This is a genomic window from Comamonas sp. C11 (assembly GCF_024496285.1).
Lineage (GTDB): Bacteria > Pseudomonadota > Gammaproteobacteria > Burkholderiales > Burkholderiaceae_C > Comamonas > Comamonas testosteroni_F.
In genome coordinates this window covers 3,691,648-3,710,198 of sequence record NZ_CP101743.1, presented here as the reverse complement: position 1 = coordinate 3,710,198, position 18,551 = coordinate 3,691,648, and the positions used below count along the sequence as shown (strand labels likewise).

Genomic DNA, 18,551 nt, shown 5'->3' with positions numbered 1-18,551 from the left:
GAGAAGCGCTGGTCAACCGGCAATAGCAGGCGCAGGAAGCAGGGCACGCCGACAGGATCGCATCATTCACGCAGGATCCACCAGGTGCATACCATCACGAGAATCAGACTGCCAAAGACGGCTGAGAGGACGGAGAGGTGGGCCATGCTTTGCTTTCCAGAATGTTGGTGGCAAGCTGAACCGTCTGCACCGACGCGCAGGATTGCGCTTCGTTGTGGATGGCCGCGATCGGATGGCTTGCACTGCACTGGGCGACGACATCGCGTGCGCAGCCTTCGCAGCGCCCGCATTGTGTGGCAACACCCAATTCAAACTGGATTTCGTCAAAGCTCATCCCCGCATGCGCGTGGCGTGCTATTTCTCGGTCAGAAACCCGGCGGCATACACAGACGATCATGGCTACAGGCAGTTGTTGCTGGCTATTGATGTAATAGGTGGAGTATAAATGAGAATCCATCGCATTTGCAATGCATGCCACCAAATTACGCACAATCAGCAAGTGGTTAAAAGCCGGGGGGCGATCTGATCGAGGCTGGCGCAGCCGGTCTGGGCCATGGCCAGCTCCAGCTCGGCGCGCAATAGATACAGCATATGTGCAACCCCCAGCATGCCGGCAGCCGCCAGGGCATGCATTTGCGGCCGGCCCAGCAGCACGGCACTGGCACCCAGGGCGATGGCCTTGAGTACATCGGTGCCCTGGCGAACGCCGCCGTCCATCAGCAGCGGAATATGGGCAGGCGTGGCCGCGCGAATGGCAGGCAGCACTTCGAGGGCGGAAACGGCGGTGTCCAGCACTCGCCCGCCATGGTTGGAGACCACAATGGCATCGGCCCCCAGCTCCACGGCTTGCGCGGCGGCGCGGGCCGAGAGCAGGCCTTTGACGATCAGGGGCAGCCGGGTTTGCTGACGCAGCCAGACCAGGTCGTCCCAGGTGGGCACGCCTCGGGCCAGCTCGCTGCCGAACAGAATGTGCTCGCTCATCAGATCGCCGCTCTGCCGTTGCTGGGGCATGCCACGCAGATTGACGGCCTCCACGCCTGGCGGCAGCGGGTAGCTGGAGCGCTTGATATGGGCGTCCACCGTCCAGACCAGGGCCTGATAAGCGGCATCTTCGGCGCGGCGAATCAGCTGCAGCGTATGCTCGCGCGTTGACTGCTGGTAGAGCTGGAACCACAGTGGGCCGCTGCGCCCCAGCTCCTGCGCTGCAGCTTGCGCGGCCTGGGCGATTTCCTCCAGCGTGCAGCTGGATAGGGTGCTGACCACCATGCCGGTGCGCATGGCCATGGCCGCTCGCGCCGTGGCGAGTTCGCCTTCGGGATGCGCCAGCCGCTGATAGGCAACCGGTGCCAGCAGCAACGGCCAGTCCAGACTCTGACCCAGAAGGCTTTGCCGCGTATGCGCGGCGGACAGATCGGCCAGCGGCTCAGGGCAGAGACGGATGCGGTCGAAGGCCTGGCGGTTGTGGCCTAGGGTCAGACCCTGGTCCGCACCGCTTTCCAGGTGGGCCCAGGCCTGAGCCTCCATATGCTCGCGGGCCAGCCGGGCGTAGTCCGCCAGGGAGCCTATCTGCGCGGAAATCTGCGTCAGTGGCGGTTTGACGGGCTGGCCTGCGGCATTCAAAGGTTCAACAGTCATAAATCAAGCCGGTTGGATGGGGACGAGGCAGCAAAGCAGAGGCATGGCTCAGTGGGGCTGCCAGCGAAGGCAGCCCCGGCAAAGGCTGCAGACCCCCTTGAGGGGAGGCGGCAAAGCCGCTCAGGAGGGGCTAGCTTTCAGACCACATGCGCAAGAGATTGTGATAGGTACCCGAGAGGGCGGCGATGCGCGGGTGCTCGGGCTGCTCTTGCGTGAGTTGCTGAATGCTCTGGTCCAGATCAAACAGCAGACGGCGCTGCTCCGCCGACTTGACCAGGCTGTGCGTCCAGAAGAACGAGGCATAGCGCGTGCCGCGCGTCACGGGGTTGACTCGGTGCAGGCTGGTGCCGGGGTAGACGATGGCATCGCCGGCCGCGAGCTTCACGCTTTGCTGGCCGAATGTGTCTTCCACGATCAGCTCGCCGCCTTCGTATTCGTCGGCATCGCTGAAGAACACCGTGGTGGAGACATCGGTTCTGACCTTGATGGCCGTGCCCGGAATGGTGAAGAAGGCGTTGTCGATATGGTTGCCATAGGTACCTCCGCCCTCATAGCGATTGAAGCGCGGTGGCAGGACCTTGAGCGGCAGGGCTGCCGACATGAACAGCGGGTTGCGGCCCAGCCGGTCCAGGATCAGATCGCCTATCTGCTGGCCGGTCTTGCTGTCCAGCGGCAGCTGCAGATTGCGCTTGACCTGCGCGGCCACATGACCGGCCGTGGCCTTGCCGTCCTGCCAGCTGGCGGCTTCCAGCGCCTGACGGCAGTGGCGTACTTCATCGGGAGTGAGCAGGCAGGGGATGCGTAGCAACATGGCGGAAGTGAGGCGATATCTATCTGTTGATGATCTGGGTTACATCATTAACCATAGCTGGTAGCGTTTGATACCTATAGCTTTCAATGACTTATTAGCTTGAAAACATTTATGGAAAAGCGCTACCAGCTATGGTTTTGATGGCGAAGATCAGGCTTTGCGAGCCAGCGGCAATGCGCTTGACCCGCCAAGTGTGCATGTAAAAAGCCCCGCTGGCATCAGGAACCTGCGGGGCTTCGGGGCATGGTTTGCAGCCAGGCTGCGCCAGATCAAGCGCAGGCAGGACTGTCATTGCTCCTGTCAGTACATGAATTAGTACGTGAACTTGAGCGAAGCCACGGCAGAGCGGCCGGCGCCCATATTGGCGTAGTGGGGCGAGCGCACGCCGGTGTAGTACACCTTGTTGCCCAGGTTGTAGACGTTCAGCTGGAAGCTCAGGTTCTTGTCGATCTGATAGGCCATCATCGCGTCGTAACGGGCATAGCCGGAAGCGCCCTTGGTCACGATGCCCCCCTTGCCTTGAATGTAGCTGGCAGCAACGTCGCTCTGAGCATAGATGCCCAGACCCAAGGTCAGCTTGGCCATGGGCTTGTAGCTGGTCCACAGGCTGAAGCTGTGCTTGGGCGTGTTGTAGAAGGGCAGGCCATTGCGAACATCGTCCTTGCCCATGTTCTTGAATTCGCTATCCATATAGGTATAGCCGCCGAACACGCTCAGATTGGACAGGATCTGGCCGGTAAAGCCCAGTTCGATGCCATTGACTTCCTTGTTGCCGCCCATGTACGTGCCGGTTGCATCGCTGATGCGCACATTGGTCACTTCATTGCGGAAGACTGCGGCAGTCAGGTTCAGCTTCTTGTCCAGCAGGTCCCATTTGGTGCCCAGCTCGATGGACTTGGTCTTTTCCGGCTTCAGGCTGATCAGCGCATCTGTGGTCGTGGTCAGGTCCTCGCTGCCGTTGCCCAGAGTCGAGCCACCGGGGCGCGAAGAGGTGCCGATATTGGCGTAGATGCTGCCATTGGATGCGGGCTTGTAGACCACACCCAGCTGGTAGTTGAACATCGTATCGCTGCGGCTCAGGTCATACGCCGGGTAGGCGCTGGCGCCACGGCCGCCGGCGGGGCCGGAAGCGTTGAGCTTGTAGTGGTCCACGCGCAGACCGGCATTCACCAGCCATTGCTCGTTGAGCTTCAGAGTATCAAAGCCGTAGACAGCAATGGTGTCGATTTTGTTGACGGTGGATTGCGCAGGCAGTGACCAGGCAAAGTTCCAGGGGGCATTGGCGCCGCCGGGGTTGCTCAAAGTGGTGCACCAGGGGTCGGACACCGAGGTGCACACGCCGGTGCCGCTCTGGATTGCGCCGGAGCTGCCGTCGGCCTTTTCCTTGGACAGTTCCAGGCCGAAGGCATAGCTGTGGCCGATGGAGCCGGTCTGTTCCTTGCCGGTAAATTCGGTCACGTTCTGCAGCGTGGTGGTGTCATAGACACGATAGTTGCCACGGCGCCAGACATAGCCATTGAGGGCATTGCCCTTGGAGTCGTCGGGCTGTGTCCAGACATAGTCCTGCTTGGTCTTGCTGTAGCGCAGGCTGTTGCGGATCTTGTTGGTGTCGGTGAACTTGTGGGTGACCGAGGCCGTGAACAGATCGCTCTTTTCCTTCTCATAGTCACGGTTGTTCAGACCATACCAGTTGTCGCGGCTGTTGCCGTAAGTGGGGCGAATCTTGGAGCCACCGGGCAGTTGCGTTGCGTTGGTTGAACCGGCTGCGTTGACACCGTTGCTATACAGATAAGGCACGCCGCCGTCGGGGGTGTTGTCGGTCTGCAGATGCTGCCAGGACAGGGTCACTTCGGTGGCTGTGCCCATGCCGAAGGTCACGGTGGGGGCAATGCCCCAGCGCTTGTTGTCAGGACCGTTGCGGCCAGGAACGTCGGCACTGTGGCCCATGGCGTTCAGGCGAATGCCGGTGGTCTCGTTGATCTTGCGGTTGATGTCCAGCGTGCCGCGCAGATAGTTGTCGGTGCCCAGGCCCACATCGCCGGAGATGAAGTTCTCGTTCTTGGCCTTTTTGGTGGTGATGTTGATGGAGCCACCAGCGCCGCCACGACCGGCATAGGCCGAGTCCGCGCCCTTGATGACTTCCACGGCTTCGACGTTGAACAGCTCGCGGGTGCCGGAGGCGATGTCACGCATGCCGTCCACAAAGGTGCTGGACTGGGCGTCCATGCCGCGGATGAAAGGCTGGTCGCCGGTGGGGTTGCCGCCTTCGCCGTTGCCGAAGGTGATGCCGGGGGTGGAGCGCAGGGCATCCTGCAGGCTGGTTGCCCCCGTCTGCTTGATGATCTCTTCATTGATGACCTGAACGGTCTTGGGCGTGTCCAGCAAAGGGGCGGTGAACTTGCCTTGAGGGCTGGCTTCGGTCTTGAAGCTGGCGTCGGCGGTGGCTTCCACATTCACGGTGGACAAGGTGGTTTCCTGCTGAGCCATCGCGCTGGCGCCAATCAGGCACAGGCCTGCGGCAATCACGATTTGCTTGAGCTCGCAGCGCAAGCCGTTGGAGTCGGTCGGGGTCAGATGGTTGTTGGACATGCTTTTGATGAAGAGTCGGTTTTTTGAAAAAGCGTGCGGATTCTAGGTGATATTGATAATAATTCTCGATACCATTCAATAATGAGTGCCGGCAATCTACGTTTTGTTGCAGTACGGCAACAGACAGGCTGCCTGGATAGGTGGTGCTGGTCCTGCCGATCTATGCAGCCACGAGTTTTCAAGGTGGCGTAAACGCCCTGGCCTTGGTGGGCGCTTTGTTTACGTCAAGTAAAGTAAATAAAAGTGAGATGCATTTAGAATTTGCACAACTAGAATGCCGCCTTGCTGTGCAAGCAAGGCCTGGCCTTGTGGCGCTATGTCCCAAAGGTCGGCTCGGCCCGGCCCGGCGGCAACGCAATCCCAGAAAGTTCTGAATGACCGCGGCTTCCTCCAACGCCCCGCAGCGGGCGTACTGGCTCAAAAAATTACATGAGTGGCACTGGATCAGCTCCGCCATCTGCCTGATCGGCATGCTGCTGTTTGCCGTGACGGGATTCACCTTGAATCACGCCGGGCAGATCGAGTCCAAGCCCAGGGTCGAATCGCGTGATGCGCAACTGCCTCGGGATTTGCTCGAAAAACTGCAGCAAGCCCAGAGGCAGGGCGTGGAAGCGGCGGACAAGAATGCCGTCGGCTTGCCTGCCGAGGTGGATGGCTGGCTGGCTCAGCAGATCAAGGTCAGTGCCGAGGGTTTTGCCGTGGAGTGGAGCGAAGACGAGGCCTATGTGCCCATGCCGCGCCCGGGAGGCGATGCCTGGCTGCGTGTGGATCTGAAGGAGGGCTTGGTCGAGTACGAGAAGACCGACCGGGGCTGGATCTCCTACCTCAACGACTTGCACAAGGGGCGCAATACGGGCGGAGCCTGGAGCCTGTTCATAGACGTCTTTGCGATTGGCTGCCTGGTGTTTTGCATCACGGGTCTGCTGATCCTGAAGATGCATGCGCAGCGCCGCCCCATGACCTGGCCCATGGTGGGCCTGGGTCTGGTGTTGCCCGCCTTGCTGGTGTTGCTGCTCGTGCATTGAGCCCAAGAATTTTGTGAAGGAAGAAAAATGGCGAAGCGGATTTTCAAAACTTCGGTGGCATTGAGCGCCGTGGTGGGCCTGCCGGCAATCGCCGGCGGCATGAATGTGGCGGTGACCGTGCCCCAGTTGCAGGTGGCCGAATACCACAAGCCCTATGTTGCTGTGTGGCTGGAAAAGGCCGATGGCGGCGTGGCAGCCAATCTGTCCGTCTGGTACGACGCAAAGATGAAGAATGCCGAGGGCACCAAGTGGCTCAAGGACATGCGCCAGTGGTGGCGTCGTACCGGTCGCGAGCTGAGCTTTCCCATCGACGGCGTGACCCAGCCGACCAAGCCCGTGGGCACCCATGCTCTGTCTTTTGCCGAAGGCAAGAACCCTCTGCCCCAGCTGGCTCCCGGCCAGTACAAGCTGATGGTGGAGGCCGCCCGTGAAGTCGGCGGCCGCGAGCTGGTGTCCATTCCCTTCGATTGGCCCGTCAAGCAGGCCACCAGCCTGAGCGCCAATGGCAGCACCGAGCTGGGCGCGATCAAGCTGGAATTGAAGCCTTGATCTTGATTCTCACCCTCCTGAGCGGCTTTGCCTAGGCGGCCCCGCCGCTTCCCCCTCTCTCGCTTCGCGGGAGGGGGACGACACGCTCGGTGCGGGGCGGCCCTTCCTTGGTGTCTCTTGCCTGCGTAGCGCCAGTTTTAGGGTGTTGCTTGGCCGTCACACCTCTCTCTTTTGATTTGTCACCCTTTTTGTTCTCAAGGACCCGATATGAAGTTCAAAACACGTGCTCTCGCTGCAGCCGCTCTGGCTCTGACCGTACTGGGCGCCCAGGCGCATGATCTGTGGTTCAAGCCCTCCAGCACCGTGCTGTCCAAGTCCGACTGGGTGACGGTGGATGCCGCCGTGTCCAACGATGTGTTCTTCTTCAACCACCGCCCGCTGGGTCTGGAAGCCGTCAAGGTGACCGCGCCCGATGGCGCAGCCGTGGAAATGAAGAATGTCGCCAAGGGCGAGTTGCGCAGCATGTTCGATTTCAAGCCAGAAAAGACCGGCACCTACCGCGTCACCATGCTGATGACCGGCGTGATGGGCGGCTACAAGGATGCCAACGGCCAGCCCAAGCGCCTGCGCGGCTCGGTGGAAGAAGTGCTCAAGCAGATTCCTGCCGATGCCAAGGAAGTGCGCGTGACCGAGAATCTGCGCCGCATGGAAACCTTTGTGTCTCTGGGCAAGCCTTCGGCGCTGGCGCTGACCGGCAAGGGCCTGGAGCTCAAGCCCGTGACCCACCCCAATGACCTGGTGGCCAGCGAAGAGGCGACCTTCGAATTCCATCTTGACGGCAAGCCCGCCGCCGATCTGGAACTGGAACTGGTGGCTGATGGCATCCGCTATCGCGACGGTGTGGACGCCATGAAGCTCAAGACCGATGCCAAGGGTCAGGTCAAGATCAAGTTCCCCCGTGCAGGTCTGTTCTGGCTGAATGCCGATGCCACGGACAAGAAGACCAGCATTGCCAAGGCAACAGAACGCCGCCTGGGCTATATCGCGACTCTGGAAGTCCTGCCTTAAGCGTTGGCGCTTGATGGATGAATACGCGCGCCCGATCCGGGCGCGTCGTTGTTTTCGCTGCTGTTTTCGCCGTTGTCTGGATGCCCATGCCCACCCCCCCCCGCGTACGCTTTGACGCCAGTCTCTGGCAACTGCCCTCGTCGGCGGCACAGAGTCAGGCTCGTCCCCGGACGCCGGCGCCGGACTTTGGCGTGCAGCGCTGGAGACCTGCAAGCCTGCAGCACCAGCAGGACGGGCGCATTCACCGCCTGTCCGGCCAGACCATGGGCACGCACTGGTCGCTGCGTCTGGTCAATCCCGATTACCTGCCCACGGAGCCGGTGCAGGCCCTGCTGGAGCAGGTGTTTGAGGATGTCATTGCCCAGATGAGCAACTGGGAGGCGGATTCGCTGATCACCCGGTTCAATCGTTCAAGGCCCGGTGAAATATATGTTCTGCCTACGGAGTTTGCTCAGGTACTTGAAGCGGCCTTGCATTGGGCAAGGCTTTCAGGTGCGGCGGTGGACCCCAGCATGGGAGCGCTGGTCTCGCTATGGGGGTTCGGGCCGCGTCAGAACCCGCTGCAGCCGCATTCGGGGCAGGCACCGCCCAGCGAGGAGATCGAGCGCTTGCTGAAGAGCAGCAGCCATGGTCATCTGCGCTGGAATGCGCAAACCCGGCAGTTGCAGCAGAGCGGTGGTCTGGAGCTGGATTTGTGTGGCATTGCCAAGGGCTTTGCCGTGGACTGGGCTGTGCAAAAGCTGCAGGCGGATAGCTGGGCTGCGGGGCTGTTCGAAATCGGCGGTGAGCTGCGCAGCTGGGGGCAGCGCCCTGATGGGCGGCCCTGGCGGGTGCAGCTGGGCACGGGCGGTTCTGCCGATGCCGAGTCGCTGGTCGTGGCCTGCAGGGAGGGCGCCTTTGCCACCTCGGGCGATTTCTGGCATCAGTTCACGCAGGCTGGCAGGCGCTACTCGCATACGCTGGATCCGCGCACCGGCTGGCCGGTGACACATGATCTGGCCAGCGTGACCGTGTTCCATGAGGAATGCATGCACGCAGATGCGCTGGCCACCGTGCTCACGGTGCTGGGTCCGCAGCAAGGCATGGACTTTGCCCGTGAACATGAGATTGCAGCCGTGCTCACATCGCATCTCGCATCCGATGGCAATGAGGCCCGCAGACAGGTGCTCAAGACACCGGCCTGGATCAACCAATTTGAGGCATGACAGTGGAATGGATTTTGACGCCGGAGCGCATCTATGGGGCTATGGGTTTGGTCACGGCCTATGCAGGCATGTGCTGGGGTATTGGCACCAAGGTACGAAAGCAGCGCCTGGCCGATGAGGCCGAGAGCAATGTCTCGCAGGGAGATGCTGCTGCGCCTGCCGTCCTGGTCGCCTATGCCAGCCAGACGGGGCAGGCAGAGGCTCTGGCCCGGGCCACGGTCAAGATGCTGGTCGATGGCGGTCTGCAGGTGCGGCTGCTGCCCGTCGAGAAACTGACGGCCGAGCTGCTGCAGCAATATGCACACAGCCTGTGGCTGCTGTCCACCACGGGCGAGGGCGATGCACCCGACCATTCGCTGGGCTTTGTCCAGCAGCTCATGGCCACGCCGCCTGCGCTGACCCGGCACCAAAGCCTGGTGCTCGCGCTGGGTGATCGTGAATACCAGGAGTTCTGTGCGTTTGGTGTGAAAGTGCACGAGTGGTTGCAGACCAGCGGCGCGCGCAGCGATCTGGTCTGCGTGGACAATATGGATGCCTCGAGCTTGCAGAGTTGGCAGACCCAGGTCGCTCAGATGCGGCAGGGCTTGCTGGGCGAGTCTGCGCCAGCCCAGGAGCTGGATTCGGACTGGTTGCAGACGCCGGCCAGCATACCTTTTGTGCTCAGTCGGCGGCGTTTGCTCAATCCCGGCAGTCAGGGCGGGGCGCTGTACCTGCTGGAGTGGACGCCGCACTCCGGCGAGCTGCCGCGGTGGGAGTCGGGCGATCTGGTGTCTCTGTGCGTGCCTGCCGACCCTGAGCGTGCGCGCGACTATTCGATCGCCTCGATCACGGCCGACAGCAGCCTGCAGCTGCTGGTGCGCGAGAGCACGCGTGCCGATGGTTCACCGGGCCTTGCGTCGCACTGGCTGTGCTGCGGCATGGCCGAGGGGGATGTACTGCCGCTGACCTTGCGCGAGCACCGAGGCTTCCGGCTCGGTGACAACGCCGGGCGACCGCTGATTCTGATAGGCAATGGCTCAGGACTGGCGGGTCTGCTCAGCCATATCAGGGCGCGTGTCCAGCAAGACTGCAATGATCAATGGCTGTTGTTCGGGGAGCGCAGCCCTCGGCATGACGCCATCTTCGGCGACCAGTTGGCGGCCTGGGCGGAGCAGGGGAGGCTGGCGCGTCTGGATCAGGCCTGGTCGCGCAACGGCAAGGACTCTCGCTATGTACAGGATCTGCTGCGCAGCCACGCAGAGGAGGTGCGGCAATGGGTGGAGCGTGGCGCGGCCATCTATGTTTGCGGCAGCCTGAACGGCATGGGGCAGGGCGTACATCTGACGCTGCAGGCCATTCTGGGCGAGGCCAAGGTGGCCGAGCTGTTGGGCTCGGGCCGCTACCGGCGAGATGTTTACTGAGCACGTCCAGGCGGGGGATGGCAGCAGGCGCTGTCACCGTCCTGGAGCAGACCTGCACCGAATCCTTCCGGTGCCGCACCGCTGGGACATCGGGCAGGACGGATCAGAGGGCGTCTTCACCCGATAGATGTGGGGGCTGCTTGCGGTCTTCGGCGGAGATGGCATGGGCCGCAGACAGCAGTTCTGCGGATCGTATGAGGTGCTGTCTTCCATCCGCGTTGCACCTGCGATACCGGTGGAGGAGGCGGAGTTCATCCTCTGACAGAGCCTCTGCAGGGTGAACCGCCGGTGTGCGGTGTCCTGCCAGCACATACAACAGGTCCACTCCGTGTGCGCTTAGCGCGGTCATCTGAAAGCCATCCGGCGCTGTCTTGCCGGATTCCCAGGAAAAAAGAGTTTGCTTCGTAGTGCCAGCAAGTGCAGCGAAGGCCGGCTGGCTCATGCCCAGCCGGTTTCTTTCTTCGCGCAGCCGTTCCCCTAGGGTCATAAAAACTTGTCCAAGATCTATTGCATGGGAAAGAAATCTTTCCCATAATTCTCCAAAAGCACGACGACGTGCTTTCACCTAAATAATTAGGCGAAAGGCTACCAGATGCATCCCGAGCAAATCAAAGCGGCGCTGCGCATGAAAGGCATTTCCCCCACGGCATTGGCGTCCGAAATGCGCGTGGCCAACAGCAGCGTGTCGCAAGTCATCAGCGGTCGTGCGGTATCGGCCCGCATTCGACAGCGCATTGCAGAAATCACAGGCATGCCCGTCGACATGCTCTGGCCGCCTGTCAACGAGCGCCATGCACTGCGCTGCACACGCCCAGAAGGCGCGGACGCGCGTATCGCAAGGGGGGCACCATGAGTCGCACGGCGTGCCGCAATCACACCGCCCTGCGCGGCAGGGGAGGAATTCAATGAGCTTTGGAATTGCAGCACTGATTTTCTTGGCCGGTCTCCTCAGCGGATGTCTCATGGGTATTGCCGGCGTCGTGACGGCGTTGGACGGTTACTGAGGGACAGCGCTCGCTTGGGCACCTCCCATGACCGGGGCTGCCGGGGAGGCGTTCGCCGCACCGAAATCCGAACCCGCGCACGCGTCTCCATGTCTTTGGAGCCCATGTACTGGGTGCTCGGCAGCTGCAGTCTTGCAGGCCTGTGTGGTTCAGGGTGGAAGCATGGCGGGGCACGATGCCGGAGATAGCCCGGGGTGAGCTTCGTGAGGGCTGCGCCAATCGGTGGGCCGCGCGGTTGTCGGAAAGACCTGCTGGCTGCTTCCGTCCTGACCAGCGTTCGCGGCCGTGATTCCGTCGGTGTCGAGACCGAGGCATGCACGCATGCATTGCTGCGGTGCAGCAGCCCCAGTCGCGCCGGCCTGCACGCGACACTTGCCTCAGAAATACAAAAAGCTGGCTCGGGCCAGCTTTTTTGTGGTCAGCGCAAGCGCAGTGCTTACTTGACGTGCTTGCCGATCAGGCCGGCCATCTCGAACATGGAGACTTGGGGCTTGCCGAAGACTTCCTTGAGCTTGGCGTCAGCGTTGATCATGCGCTTGTTGGCTGCGTCTTGCAGGTTGTTGGCCTTGATGTAGACCCACAGCTTGCTGATGATTTCAGTGCGGGGCAGGGGGTCCTTGCCAACCACGGCAGCCAGAGCGGCGCTGGGGGTCAGAGGTTTCATGAAGGCAGCGTTGGGGGTGCGCTTCTTAGCGGCGGGAGCTGCTGCCGGTGCTGCAGCGGGTGCCTTCTTTGCAGTTGCCATATTGCTTATTCCTAATTGGGTAGTGGACTTATCACCAGCGAAATACAGCTGCAATCCACTGGCTGAGTCTGATGCTAATGGCAAAAAATCGCTCTTCCAAGCTAGTGGGCTGTTTTTTTGCCTCGATTTGTTGCTCTCAGGCCCTTTAGTGTCCGTTTTCACGGGTTTTTCCTCGAGAGTGTTGTGAAAAAGTTGCTCCCTGTGTGTGTCCGCTGGTGCTTGTGCTATGTCGGGTGCTCAGGGCAAGATGCGGGAAACTTGGTTCTGTGGAGATTTTCATGAGCGATTCCTCGGCTTCTCTTGGCTTCAGCACCTGCGATTTGTGCGATGCGCACATCAGCGACGACAGCAGCGATTTCCGTGTGCTGCCGCCCGTGTTCCACAGCTATGGCGGGCATGTCAGCTTTACGGGGGAGGTCAGCACCGTGCAGTGTCTGGATGACAACAGCCTGGTGCGAGCGGCGCTGGCCGAGCCGGGGGGTGGTCGTGTGCTGGTGGTCGATGGCGGCGGTTCGCTGCGCCGGGCTCTGGTGGGGGGTAATGTGGCGACATCAGCGGCCCAGAACGGCTGGGCCGGGGTGCTTGTCTATGGCTGCGTGCGTGACGTGGCCGAGCTGAAATCCACGCCCGTGGGTCTGTATGCGCTGGCGCTCAACCCCATGCCTACCGTCAAGCAAGGCCAGGGACTGCGCGATGTCTATGTGCAGATCGCAGGCCTGTGGATTCGCCCGGGCGACTGGCTGTATGCCGACGCCGACGGCGTTGTGCTGAGCCGCCGCAACCTGCTTTCCTGATTGAAATCGATGGCGCCTAGCGCCTGATCTGCAATGAACCGGGCCAGGTTGCAATCACAACGCTGGTCAGGGCAATGCCGAAGGCCAGCAATTGCATGCTGCCGATGCGCTCGCCCAGGGCCAGCATACCCACCACAGCGGCGCTGATGGGCAGCAGGACGGTAAAAATTCCGGCTCGCGATGCGGGCACGGCGCGCAGCCCTGTCATCCACAGCCACACCGTCCAGACACAGGCGGCCAGGGCGTAGAACAGCAGCAGACCCCATGCAGGCACCGAAACCCGGGAAAAATCAAACTGCCAGGCCAGATACAGCCCGGCGGGCGTGGAAAGCACGAACCCCCAGAGATTGATCAGCGCCGTAATGCGCTTGGGGCTTACGCTGGCGGTGAGCTTTTTGCCGATCACGGCATATGCGGCCTCGCACAGCACGGCGGCAATCAGCAGCAACTGACCCAGGCCTTGCTGAGGGTGCGGGGCAAGGCTGCTGCTTTCGGTCTTGCTCAAGGCATTCAGCCCTATGCCGGCCACTGCGAAAACAATGGCTGTCCATGTACGCGCGCCAACGGCTTCGCGCAGGAAAAGCCAGCTCATGATGGCGACTGCGGCAGGAATGGCGGCCATGGTCACGCCCGCCGTGACCGCACTGGTCAAGGCCACGCCGCTGATCATGCAGAGCGTGAAAAGGAAATTGCCGAAGAAGGACTCAAAAAACAGCAGCCACTTGGTCTGTCTGGTCAGAGTTGTCTCGTGCGCTGGTGGCCTGAGCCAGCCCAGCATGGCCACGGCTCCGATGCCAAAGCGCAGCCAAGCCAGCAGCATGACCGGAAAGATGGCAGCCAGAGGCTTGGACAAGGCCACATAGCTTCCTACCAGAGACATGCTGAGCGCCAGGCAGAGATAGGCGATGGGGCGGCTGGGCGTGTGCATGGCGAAATGGATTTCAATGACAGGAGAAGGTGATGCAAAGCAGTGTGGCAGGGCTGTTGCATGCATTTGACCCAGAGGAGGGAACTGTTGTTTTTTGGTTCTCGCCGCCTTGGGCGCTGTGTCTTTGTTGTGTCACCTGTTTTTGTTCAAGTGTCTTGGCCTGTCTCGTGCCGGGTAAATGAGCAGATCAAGGCAGGCGTCGGGACTTTTTTCGTACTGCGTTTGAAGGATGCCGACTCCGGTGACCGTGCTTGCGCAAATTTTTCATGAAGCAAGATGCCGATTTCTTATTATGAAAAATGCAAATGTTGCGCTGCCGCAAAATTTCTCAATATGAGAAATTCGTTTTCTTATTGTGAAAAATAAAAATAAGCCATTGATTTTATTGAATATAAATTTCAGTCTTTTATAAGACATAAGACTCTGTGGAAGAACGTTGCAGACATAAAGTAGATCCCAAGGACGAACACCAATTCATCTTGTTTTAACCGCTAAGGAGTGCACCATGCCCCAATCCCTGACTCAGCAACTGAGCCGTGAACAGCAAATCGCAGCCCTCGAAAAAGACTGGGCACAGAACCCACGCTGGAAGAGCGTCAAGCGCGGCTACAGCGCTGCCGATGTGGTGCGTCTGCGTGGCAGCCTGCAGCCAGAGTACACGCTGGCCCAGCGCGGTGCCGAAGTGCTGTGGGACAAGATCAACGGCAGCTCGAAGAAGGGCTATGTGAACGCCTTCGGCGCCATCTCTGCAGGCCAGGCCATGCAGCAGGCCAAGGCCGGTCTGGAAGCCGTGTACCTGTCGGGCTGGCAAGTAGCTGCCGACGGCAACACTTCCGAGACCATGTACCCCGACCAGTCGCTGTACGCCTATGACTCCGTGCCCACCATGGTGCGCCGCATCAACAACACCTTCAAGCGCGCCGATGAAATCCAGTGGGGCAAGGGCATCAACCCTGGCGACAAGGAGTTCATCGACTACTTCCTGCCCATCGTGGCCGATGCGGAAGCCGGCTTCGGCGGCGTGCTCAACGCGTTCGAGCTGATGAAGAACATGATTCAGGCAGGTGCTGCCGGCGTGCACTTCGAAGACCAGCTGGCTGCCGTCAAGAAGTGCGGCCACATGGGCGGCAAGGTGCTGGTGCCCACCCGCGAAGCGGTCGAGAAGCTGATTGCCGCCCGTTTTGCAGCCGACGTGATGGGCGTGCCCACCATTGTGCTGGCCCGTACCGATGCCGAAGCGGCCAATCTGATCACCAGCAACCATGACGAGAACGATATCCCGTTCCTGACTGGCGAGCGTACCCAGGAAGGCTTCTACCGCGTCAAGAACGGTCTGGAGCAATCCATCAGCCGTGGCGTGGCCTACGCTCCCTATGCGGATCTGGTGTGGTGCGAAACCGGTGTGCCCGATATCGGCTTTGCCCGCGAATTCGCCCAGGCCGTGCACGCAGCCTGCCCCGGCAAGCTGCTGAGCTACAACTGCTCGCCTTCGTTCAACTGGAAGAAGAACCTCAACGACAGCCAGATCGCATCCTTCCAGGAAGACCTGTCCGCACTGGGTTACAAGTTCCAGTTCATCACGCTGGCCGGCATTCACAGCAACTGGTACAACACCTTCAAGTTCGCCCACGAGTACGCTCGCGGCGAAGGCATGAAGCACTACGTGGAAATGATCCAGGAGCCCGAATTCGCGGCACGTGACAAGGGCTACACCTTTGTCTCGCACCAGCAGGAAGTGGGCGCAGGTTACTTCGACGACGTGACCACCGTGATCCAGGGCGGCTCTTCCAGCGTCAAGGCGCTGACCGGTTCCACCGAGGAAGAGCAGTTCCATTGAGCCACGATGAATCGTGATTCTGTCTAGGTAAAAAAGGGGTTATGCGCCCGGGGCGAAAGTCTCGGGCGCTTTTTTGTTTGCCGGGTTAAAATGTCGCGACTTCAATTCACAAGGGCGAGAAAGGCATCAACGGTTATGACACCGCGAACTACATCGGAGATGTACTTCAGCTGCTGATGGCAGCTGGCGGTTCGCGCCTGCCCGAGATTTTTCGACACCCTCATCAAAGCGCGGACTGGTTCCGCGCTTTTTGCTTTCAGGCAACTCCAAAGCTCTGGCGCTGGCCCTCCCCCACACAAATTTGGTTTGACAAGGAATTTCATGATCAATATCACGCTCCCCGATGGCTCCAAGCGCGAATATCCGGGCCCGGTTTCGGTCGCTGAAGTCGCTGCTTCGATCGGCTCCGGCCTGGCCAAGGCCGCATTGGCCGGCAAGATCAACGGCAAGGTCGTGGACACCAGCTTTGTGATCGAACAGGATTCGCCGCTGTCCATCATCACCGCCAAGGATGCCGACGGTCTGGAGGTGATCCGCCACTCCACCGCTCACTTGCTGGCCTATGCTGTCAAGGAGCTGTTTCCCGATGCGCAGGTCACCATCGGTCCCGTTATCGAAAACGGCTTCTACTACGACTTCTCGTACAAGCGTCCCTTCACTCCCGAAGATCTGGCCGCCATCGAAAAGAAGATGACCGAGCTGGCGAACAAGGACGAGCAGGTGGTGCGCCGCGTGCTGCCGCGCGACGAGGCCGTGCAGTACTTCAAGGGCATCGGCGAAGCCTACAAGGCCGAGATCATTGCCAGCATCCCCAGCAACGAGGATGTGAGCCTGTACCGAGAAGGCGCTTTTGAAGATCTGTGCCGTGGTCCTCACGTGCCCAGCACCGGCAAGCTCAAGCACTTCAAGCTGATGAAGGTGGCAGGTGCCTACTGGCGCGGCGACCATCGCAACGAGATGCTGCAGCGCATCTACGGTACCGCCTGGGCGACCAAAGACGAGCTCAAGGACTATCTGTTCAGGTTGGAAGAGGCCGAGAAGCGCGACCACCGCAAGCTCGGGCGCGAACTCGATCTGTTCCACATCGACGAACACTCGCCCGGTACCGTGTTCTGGCATCCCAAGGGCTGGTCGGTCTGGCAGCAGGTCGAGCAGTACATGCGCCGCGTCTATCAGGACAACGGCTACCAGGAAGTCAAGGCTCCGCAGATTCTGGACAAGGGTCTGTGGGAGAAGACCGGCCACTGGGACAAGTACCGCGAAAACATGTTCACCACCGATTCGGAAAAGCGTGAATATGCCCTCAAGCCCATGAACTGTCCGGGCCACATCATCATCTTCAAGCAAGGCATCAAGAGCTATCGCGATCTGCCGCTGCGCTTCGGCGAATTCGGCAACTGCCACCGCAACGAGCCCACGGGCTCGCTGCACGGCATCATGCGCGTGCGTGCCTTCACGCAGGACGATGGTCACATCTTCTGTACCGAAGACCAGATCCAGGCCGAGGTGACGGCTTTCACCTCGCTGCTGCAGAAGGTGTATGCCGACTTTGGCTTCACCAACATCCTGTATCGCCTGTCTACCCGTCCCGAGAAGCGCATCGGCACCGATGAAGCCTGGGACAAGGCCGAGAACGCGCTGGCTGAAGGTCTGCGCGCATCGGGTTGCGAGTTCGAGTATCTGCCGGGCGAGGGTGCGTTCTACGGCCCGAAGATCGAGTACACCCTGAAGGATGCGCTGGGTCGCGAATGGCAGTGCGGCACCATCCAGGTGGACCCGAACATGCCCGAGCGTCTCGATGCGGAATTCGTGGGCGAGGACGGCGAGCGCCATCGACCCATCATGCTGCACCGCGCGATTCTGGGTTCGCTCGAGCGTTTCATCGGCATTTTGGTCGAGCATCACTCGGGCGCGCTGCCTGCCTGGCTGGCTCCCGTGCAGGCTGCCGTGCTCAATATCACGGACGCTCAGGCCGACTATGCGCAGGAAGTTGCGCAGAAGCTGCAAAAAGCATTGCCGAATCAAAGCCTTAGAGTGGTGACAGATCTGCGCAATGAAAAGATTACGTATAAAATACGCGAGCATTCCATGCAGAAGCTGCCCTACATCCTTGTCGCAGGCGACAAGGAGAAGGCTGCTGGTGCGGTTGCAGTGCGCGCCCGGGGTAACAAAGACCTCGGAGTGATGTCGGTCGATGCATTCATTGAATTGCTCGCCAAGGACATCGCGGCCAAGTCCTGAAGCAGATTAATTTTTGTGGCGGGCCGGTCAGCGTGCAAGGCACGCTAGCCGGCTACGCTGTTGTAGCCATTTCAATCCAAGGGTGAAAACCATAGCTACTGAATTTCGCGATCGGCGCCACCGTGAAGAGCGCAAGCATCGACTGAACCGAGAAATCATGGCGCCTGAAGTGCGTCTGTCTGGTCCCGACAACGAGCCTCTGGGCATCGTGCCGCTGCAAGAAGCGCTGCGCATGGCCGGCGAGTTGGATGTCGACCTGGTGGAAATTGCGGCCAACGCATCTCCTCCGGTCTGCCGTCTGATGGATTACGGCAAGTTCAAGTACCAGGAACAGAAGAAGGCTGCTGAAGCCAAGGCCAAGCAGACCGTCATCGAAATCAAGGAAGTGAAGTTCCGCCCTGGTACGGATGATGGTGACTACAACATCAAGCTGCGCAATATCCGCCGTTTCCTGGCGGAGGGCGACAAGTGCAAGATCACGCTGCGTTTCCGCGGCCGTGAAATCACGCACCAGCAGCTGGGTCTGAATCTGCTCAACCGTCTGCGCGACGACCTGGCCGATTCCATCCAGGTGGAGCAGTTCCCCAAGCTGGAAGGCCGTCAGATGATCATGATGGTTGCGCCGGCTCGTGCAGGCGGCAAGAAGCCTGCCGGTGGTACAAAACCACAGGCTGATGGTGCCGTAGCTGCACCTGAGGCTGCAGATAAGGCATAATTGCGGTTTTGCCTTGTCGGCAAAAGTGGGCTTGGCCCACTTTTGTTTTGTGCGGCAGATAAAGA

At 60.4% G+C, this 18,551-nt stretch carries 17 protein-coding genes; 10 read left to right on the top strand and 7 right to left on the bottom strand.

Annotation, left to right across the window (positions count from 1 at the left end; genetic code table 11):
* Nucleotides 1–103 precede the first annotated feature (103 nt).
* The 4 genes from NOX35_RS16945 to NOX35_RS16930 all read right to left on the bottom strand — a co-directional run bounded on the left by NOX35_RS16945 (nucleotide 104) and on the right by NOX35_RS16930 (nucleotide 5,035).
* Nucleotides 104–397 (bottom strand): bacterioferritin-associated ferredoxin, encoded by a 294-nt coding sequence (locus tag NOX35_RS16945; protein ID WP_034358951.1) that lies wholly within the window; start codon nucleotides 395–397, stop codon nucleotides 104–106.
* 95 nt (nucleotides 398–492) lie between these two features.
* Nucleotides 493–1,620: an alpha-hydroxy acid oxidase gene (locus NOX35_RS16940; protein ID WP_182287243.1), complete on the bottom strand. Its 1,128-nt coding sequence runs from the start codon at nucleotides 1,618–1,620 to the stop codon at nucleotides 493–495.
* 145 nt (nucleotides 1,621–1,765) lie between these two features.
* Nucleotides 1,766–2,446, bottom strand: a complete 681-nt coding sequence (locus tag NOX35_RS16935) for a Fe2+-dependent dioxygenase (protein WP_182283383.1) — start codon at nucleotides 2,444–2,446, stop codon at nucleotides 1,766–1,768.
* A gap of 312 nt (nucleotides 2,447–2,758) precedes the next feature.
* A complete protein-coding gene (locus NOX35_RS16930) occupies nucleotides 2,759–5,035 on the bottom strand; it encodes a TonB-dependent siderophore receptor (protein ID WP_182283382.1) in 2,277 nt (758 codons plus the stop codon).
* Between the two features lie 374 nt (nucleotides 5,036–5,409).
* Here NOX35_RS16930 and NOX35_RS16925 point away from each other — a divergent pair, with 374 nt between their 5' ends.
* The 5 genes from NOX35_RS16925 to NOX35_RS16905 all read left to right on the top strand — a co-directional run bounded on the left by NOX35_RS16925 (nucleotide 5,410) and on the right by NOX35_RS16905 (nucleotide 10,222).
* A complete protein-coding gene (locus tag NOX35_RS16925) occupies nucleotides 5,410–6,060 on the top strand; it encodes a PepSY-associated TM helix domain-containing protein (protein WP_182283381.1) in 651 nt (216 codons plus the stop codon).
* 27 nt (nucleotides 6,061–6,087) lie between these two features.
* Nucleotides 6,088–6,609 (top strand): DUF2271 domain-containing protein, encoded by a 522-nt coding sequence (locus NOX35_RS16920; protein WP_256494094.1) that lies wholly within the window; start codon nucleotides 6,088–6,090, stop codon nucleotides 6,607–6,609.
* A 207-nt stretch (nucleotides 6,610–6,816) separates the two neighbouring features.
* A complete protein-coding gene (locus NOX35_RS16915; protein ID WP_182283379.1) occupies nucleotides 6,817–7,617 on the top strand; it encodes a DUF4198 domain-containing protein in 801 nt (266 codons plus the stop codon).
* A gap of 86 nt (nucleotides 7,618–7,703) precedes the next feature.
* Nucleotides 7,704–8,822 carry an FAD:protein FMN transferase gene (locus NOX35_RS16910; RefSeq protein ID WP_256494093.1) on the top strand — a complete coding sequence of 373 codons (1,119 nt, stop codon included), beginning with the start codon at nucleotides 7,704–7,706 and terminating at the stop codon, nucleotides 8,820–8,822.
* Nucleotides 8,819–10,222 (top strand): sulfite reductase subunit alpha, encoded by a 1,404-nt coding sequence (locus NOX35_RS16905; RefSeq protein ID WP_256494092.1) that lies wholly within the window; start codon nucleotides 8,819–8,821, stop codon nucleotides 10,220–10,222. The genes NOX35_RS16910 and NOX35_RS16905 overlap by 4 nt, the downstream gene beginning before the upstream one ends.
* Before the next feature lie 103 nt (nucleotides 10,223–10,325).
* Here NOX35_RS16905 and NOX35_RS16900 read toward each other — a convergent pair whose 3' ends face one another.
* Entirely contained in the window at nucleotides 10,326–10,709 is a 384-nt protein-coding gene (locus NOX35_RS16900) for a helix-turn-helix domain-containing protein (protein ID WP_182287241.1), read from the bottom strand.
* A gap of 105 nt (nucleotides 10,710–10,814) precedes the next feature.
* On the opposite strand from NOX35_RS16900, the gene NOX35_RS16895 reads away from it, so the two are divergent.
* Nucleotides 10,815–11,075, top strand: coding sequence for a helix-turn-helix domain-containing protein (locus tag NOX35_RS16895; RefSeq protein WP_182283377.1), 261 nt, complete (start codon nucleotides 10,815–10,817; stop codon nucleotides 11,073–11,075).
* A 587-nt stretch (nucleotides 11,076–11,662) separates the two neighbouring features.
* Here NOX35_RS16895 and NOX35_RS16890 read toward each other — a convergent pair.
* Nucleotides 11,663–11,971 carry an SWIB/MDM2 domain-containing protein gene (locus tag NOX35_RS16890; RefSeq protein WP_003053560.1) on the bottom strand — a complete coding sequence of 103 codons (309 nt, stop codon included), beginning with the start codon at nucleotides 11,969–11,971 and terminating at the stop codon, nucleotides 11,663–11,665.
* A 278-nt stretch (nucleotides 11,972–12,249) separates the two neighbouring features.
* On the opposite strand from NOX35_RS16890, the gene rraA reads away from it, so the two are divergent.
* Nucleotides 12,250–12,765, top strand: coding sequence for a ribonuclease E activity regulator RraA (rraA, locus tag NOX35_RS16885; protein WP_182283376.1), 516 nt, complete (start codon nucleotides 12,250–12,252; stop codon nucleotides 12,763–12,765).
* Between the two features lie 16 nt (nucleotides 12,766–12,781).
* On the opposite strand, the gene NOX35_RS16880 is transcribed toward rraA, so the two are convergent.
* Nucleotides 12,782–13,693 (bottom strand): DMT family transporter, encoded by a 912-nt coding sequence (locus NOX35_RS16880; protein ID WP_182283375.1) that lies wholly within the window; start codon nucleotides 13,691–13,693, stop codon nucleotides 12,782–12,784.
* Nucleotides 13,694–14,198: 505 nt separating this feature from the next.
* On the opposite strand from NOX35_RS16880, the gene aceA reads away from it, so the two are divergent.
* The 3 genes from aceA to infC all read left to right on the top strand — a co-directional run bounded on the left by aceA (nucleotide 14,199) and on the right by infC (nucleotide 18,486).
* On the top strand, nucleotides 14,199–15,530 hold the full coding sequence (gene aceA / locus NOX35_RS16875; RefSeq protein WP_003053566.1) for an isocitrate lyase: 1,332 nt from the start codon (nucleotides 14,199–14,201) through the stop codon (nucleotides 15,528–15,530).
* Nucleotides 15,531–15,851: 321 nt separating this feature from the next.
* On the top strand, nucleotides 15,852–17,771 hold the full coding sequence (thrS, locus tag NOX35_RS16870) for a threonine--tRNA ligase (RefSeq protein WP_256494089.1): 1,920 nt from the start codon (nucleotides 15,852–15,854) through the stop codon (nucleotides 17,769–17,771).
* Nucleotides 17,772–17,853: 82 nt separating this feature from the next.
* On the top strand, nucleotides 17,854–18,486 hold the full coding sequence (gene infC / locus NOX35_RS16865; RefSeq protein ID WP_182283373.1) for a translation initiation factor IF-3: 633 nt from the start codon (nucleotides 17,854–17,856) through the stop codon (nucleotides 18,484–18,486).
* Nucleotides 18,487–18,551 lie beyond the last annotated feature (65 nt).